Origin of the sequence: Jiella sonneratiae, from assembly GCF_017353515.1 — a bacterium.
Classification (GTDB): Bacteria; Pseudomonadota; Alphaproteobacteria; order Rhizobiales; family Rhizobiaceae; genus Jiella; species Jiella sonneratiae.
Window position 1 is genome coordinate 1 of the sequence record NZ_JAFMPY010000053.1, and the last position, 4,142, is coordinate 4,142.

A 4,142-nucleotide genomic window follows, 5' to 3' on the forward strand; every position below is an offset into this window, starting at 1 on the left:
GGCCCGTGGCGAGCGCGATGGCGAGGGTCGCGCTGGTGACCCAGAGACTGCGTTTCATGCGTATGTCCTCCCGTTGCAGAAACCGGTCGATCTGAGGAAGCCCGCGCCGACCGGCGGCGGAGCGGGCCGTGGTCGTCACCGCCCGAAGCCTCACACGAGGCTGAAGACGAGGACGAAGAACACCGCGCACAGGACGAGCGCGTACCAGAGCGAAAGATCGGTGGCCCAGAGCCAGCCGAGGCAGATGAAGGCCGAACCGAGCAGCGAGACGAACAGCCGATCGCCGCGCGTCGTCTCGAAGCGCAGGACGCCGACGCGCGGATGCCCGCCCGGCGAGACGTATTCCCACACGCCCATCAGGGCGATCAGCCCGAAAATCGCGACGAAGAAGATCGCCGTCGGCCAGGTCCAGGCCATCCAGGAGAGGTCGATCATGCGATTGCCTTTCGACTGCAAGATGTGGAAACTGGCAAAGCCGTTGCCGAAAAATGCGCTTTGGCGTATACGGAACCAACACGCAGGCGAGTGCCGGAATGAAGGTGACCTATCGGCCGTCGGCGATGAAGGCTCTGAACCGCATGCCGGCCCACGACCGAGACGCGATCAAAGGCAAACTCGTCCGATACGCGGAAACTCGGATCGGCGATGTCGTCAAAATGGTCGGAACCGACGAGTTTCGCCTTCGGCACGGGGACTGGCGCGCCGTGTTCGTCATCGAAAACGACGTCCTGGTTATCAGAATAGCGCATCGGCGCGCGGTCTATCGTTGAGGAAGTCCCATGAATGAAGCGGTGAACCTCAAGGGCGACAAATTCATCGTCTTGACCGAGGAAGAGTATCGGACGCTCATCGAGGACGCGGGCGACGTGGCGATCGCCGAGCAGGCGATGATTGCCGACGAGGGGGCGCCCTCGATGCCCCACGACCTGGCGGAACAGGTCTGGAACGGCACGCTCCACCCGCTGGCGGCCTGGCGCAAGGCGGTCGGCTGGACGCAGGCCGAGCTTGCCGCCAAGGCCGGGGTGCGGGCGGCGAGCGTTTCCGACATCGAAAGCCGCAAGATCGACCCGCGCCTGTCGACGCTGAAGGCGCTGGCGTGGACGCTGAAGCTGGGGATCGAGGACATCGTGGACTGATTGACAGGCTGGTGGCGCCATTCCCTCGCCCTTCGAGGCTCGCTTTGCTCGCACCTCAGGATGAGGAAATGGGGAGAGCGCCGGCGCCTGCACGGCGCGGGAACGCGGTGTCGCCTTGGCCGGCCGACCAGATACGCCCACGATTTCGGCTGATCTCGTGGAGCAAGAGGCGACGACCGCGCCGCCGCTCCGCCCCCTCATCCTGAGGTGCGAGCAAAGCGAGCCTCGAAGGGCGAGGGGGCAATGCGGGTTGGTCTCGCCAGTGCTCAGCCTGCCAATGCCTCGAAGGGCGAGGGGGCGGCGCACGGCCATCATACCCGCCCCAGGGCGAAGCCCTTGGCGATGTAGTTCCTGACGAACCAGATGACGATGGCGCCGGGGATGATGGTCAGCGCGCCCGCCGCCGCCAGCACGCCCCAGTCGAGGCCCGACGCCGAGACGGTCCGGGTCATGATCGCCGAGATCGGCTTGGCGTCGGTGACGGTGAGGGTGCGGGCGATCAGCAGTTCGACCCAGGAGAACATGAAGCAGAAGAAGGCCGCGACGCCGATGCCCGAAGCGATCAGCGGCATGAAGATCCTGAAGAAGAAGCGCGGGAAGGAATAGCCGTCGATATAGGCGGTCTCGTCGATCTCCTTGGGAACGCCGGACATGAAGCCTTCGAGAATCCACACCGCCAGCGGCACGTTGAACAGGCAGTGGGCGAGCGCCACGGCGATGTGGGTGTCGATCAGGCCGAAGGCCGAATAGAGCTGGAAGAACGGCAGGGCGAACACTGCCGGCGGCGCCATGCGGTTGGTCAGGAGCCAGAAGAACAGGTGCTTGTCGCCGAGAAAGCGGTAGCGTGAGAAGGCATAGGCGGCCGGCAGCGCCACGGCCACCGAGATCACCATGTTCATCACGACGTAGATGATCGAATTGACGTAGCCCATGTACCAGGACGGATCGGTGAAGATCACCCGGTAATTGTGGAGGGTCGGATGCTGCGGAAACAGCGTCAGCGTGCCGAGGATCTCCTGGTTGGTCTTGAAGCTCATATTGACCAGCCAGTAGATCGGCAGGAGCAGGAAGACGATGTAGAAGATGGGGATCAGCGCCTTCCAGCGGAAATGGCCGGCCTTCATCCGCGACCGCGCGGCGAGGGCGCTCTCGGAATGCGCGGCGCCCGGAAGGCTGGTGTGGTCGATCGTCGCCTGGTCGGTCATTCCGCGCCCCCCTTCAGCGGCCGGTCGGTGCCGGCATTGGTCATCACCGTGTAGAAGATCCACGACAGGAGCAGGATGATGAGGAAGTAGACGAGGCTCATCGCCGCCGCCTCGCCGAGGTTGAACTGGCCGATCGCCAGCTTGACGAGGTCGATCGACAGGAAGGTCGTCGAATTGCCGGGGCCGCCGCCGGTGACGACGAAAGGCTCGGTGTAGATCATGAAGCTGTCCATGAAACGGAGCAGCACGGCGATCAGCAGGACGCGGCCCATCTTCGGCAGCTGGATGTAGCGGAACACCGCCCAGCGCGAGGCGCCGTCGATCTTGGCGGCCTGGTAGTAGGCGTCGGGGATCGAGACGAGGCCGGCATAGCACAGCAGCACGACGAGGCTCGTCCAGTGCCAGACGTCCATGACGATGACCGTCACCCATGCGTCGGCGACGTTGCGCACGTAGTTGTAGTCGATGCCGAGGGCATCGACGGTATAGCCGAGAAGGCCGATGTCGGTACGCGCGAAGACCTGCCAGATGGTGCCGACGACGTTCCAGGGGATCAGCAGCGGCAGCGCCATCAGGACGAGGCAGACCGGCACCCAGACGCCCTTCTTCGGCATCGCCAGCGCCACCAGAATGCCGAGCGGCACCTCGATGGCGAGGATGATCGCCGAGAACAGCAGGTTGCGCATCAGCGCGTCGTGGAACCTTTCCGACGTCAGCACTTCCCGGAACCAGTCGGCCCCGTACCAGAAGAACTGGTTGTTGCCGAAGCTGTCCTGTACCGAATAGTTCACCACCGTCATCAGCGGGATGACCGCCGAGAAGGCGACGAGCAGGAGCACCGGCAGGACGAAGAACCAGGCCTTGTTGTTCCAGGTCTTTTCCATGATGCGTCTCCTCAGCCCCGCTCGACCAGCCAGGAATCGGCGTAGAGATTGAGGGCATGCGGCGCGAATGCCGCATCCGCCTCGGCGGGGATCGCCGCGTTCTCCTTGAGGATCGCGGTGAGCGGCATGCCGTCGAGCCGGGCCCGGACGATGCGCTCGGAGCCGATGTCCTCGACCCGGTCGATGGCGATCGGCACGCCGCCGCCCCGCGGCACGATGCCGACGAATTCCGGCCGGATGCCGAGTTCCGTCATCTGGCCTTCATGCGGCACGGAACGCACGGCCGGCAGCGCGATGCGCGCGCCCGAGACCACCGCCTCGCCGTTCTCCAGCCGGCAGGGCAGGACGTTCATCCCCGGCGAGCCGATGAAATAGCCGACGAAGGTGTGCTGCGGCCGCTCGAACAGCTCTTCCGGCGTGCCGATCTGCACGACCTCGCCCTCGAACATCACCACCACCTTGTCGGCGAAGGTCAGCGCCTCGGTCTGGTCGTGGGTGACGTAGACCATGGTCATCGCGAATTCGTGGTGCAGCTGCTTCAGTTCCGAGCGCAGCTGCCACTTCATGTGCGGGTCGATGACCGTCAGCGGCTCGTCGAAGAGGATGGCGGCGACGTCGGAGCGCACCAGGCCGCGGCCGAGCGAGATCTTCTGCTTCTCGTCGGCGGTCAGGCCCCGCGCCTTGCGGTCGGCCTTCGCCTCGAGCCCGATGCGGCGCAGCATGTCCTCGACGCGGCTGGCGATCTCGGCGGCCGGCACCTTGCGGTTCTTCAGCGGGAAGGCGAGGTTCTGGCGCACCGTCATGGTGTCGTAGATCACCGGGAACTGGAACACCTGGGCGATGTTGCGGGCTTCCGGCGAAAGCATCGTCACGTCGCGGTCGTCGAAGCGCACATGGCCCTCCGACGGGGTCAAAAG

General features: G+C 65.0%; 6 protein-coding genes. 2 read left to right on the forward strand and 4 right to left on the reverse strand.

Translation table 11 applies throughout. The features are described 5' to 3' along the window. Window positions 1-150: 150 nt before the first annotated feature. Entirely contained in the window at window positions 151-435 is a 285-nt protein-coding gene (locus J1C47_RS23235; RefSeq protein WP_207353187.1) for a DUF2160 domain-containing protein, read from the reverse strand. Window positions 436-533: 98 nt separating this feature from the next. Between J1C47_RS23235 and J1C47_RS23240 the strand changes: the two genes are divergently transcribed. After that, on the forward strand, window positions 534-770 hold the full coding sequence (locus J1C47_RS23240; protein WP_207353188.1) for a type II toxin-antitoxin system RelE family toxin: 237 nt from the start codon (window positions 534-536) through the stop codon (window positions 768-770). Between the two features lie 9 nt (window positions 771-779). Further along, a complete protein-coding gene (locus J1C47_RS23245; protein ID WP_207353189.1) occupies window positions 780-1,136 on the forward strand; it encodes a helix-turn-helix transcriptional regulator in 357 nt (118 codons plus the stop codon). Between the two features lie 311 nt (window positions 1,137-1,447). Here the strand turns inward: J1C47_RS23245 and J1C47_RS23250 are convergent, their stop codons facing one another. From J1C47_RS23250 to J1C47_RS23260, 3 genes are all read right to left on the reverse strand, one after another. Next, window positions 1,448-2,260, reverse strand: coding sequence for a carbohydrate ABC transporter permease (locus J1C47_RS23250; protein ID WP_207353192.1), 813 nt, complete (start codon window positions 2,258-2,260; stop codon window positions 1,448-1,450). Window positions 2,261-2,337: 77 nt separating this feature from the next. Next, complete coding sequence (locus J1C47_RS23255) at window positions 2,338-3,225, reverse strand: carbohydrate ABC transporter permease (protein ID WP_207353190.1); 888 nt, start codon at window positions 3,223-3,225, stop codon at window positions 2,338-2,340. 11 nt (window positions 3,226-3,236) lie between these two features. After that, window positions 3,237-4,142 (reverse strand): ABC transporter ATP-binding protein (locus tag J1C47_RS23260; RefSeq protein ID WP_207353191.1); only part of this gene is annotated, 906 nt, incomplete at its 5' end.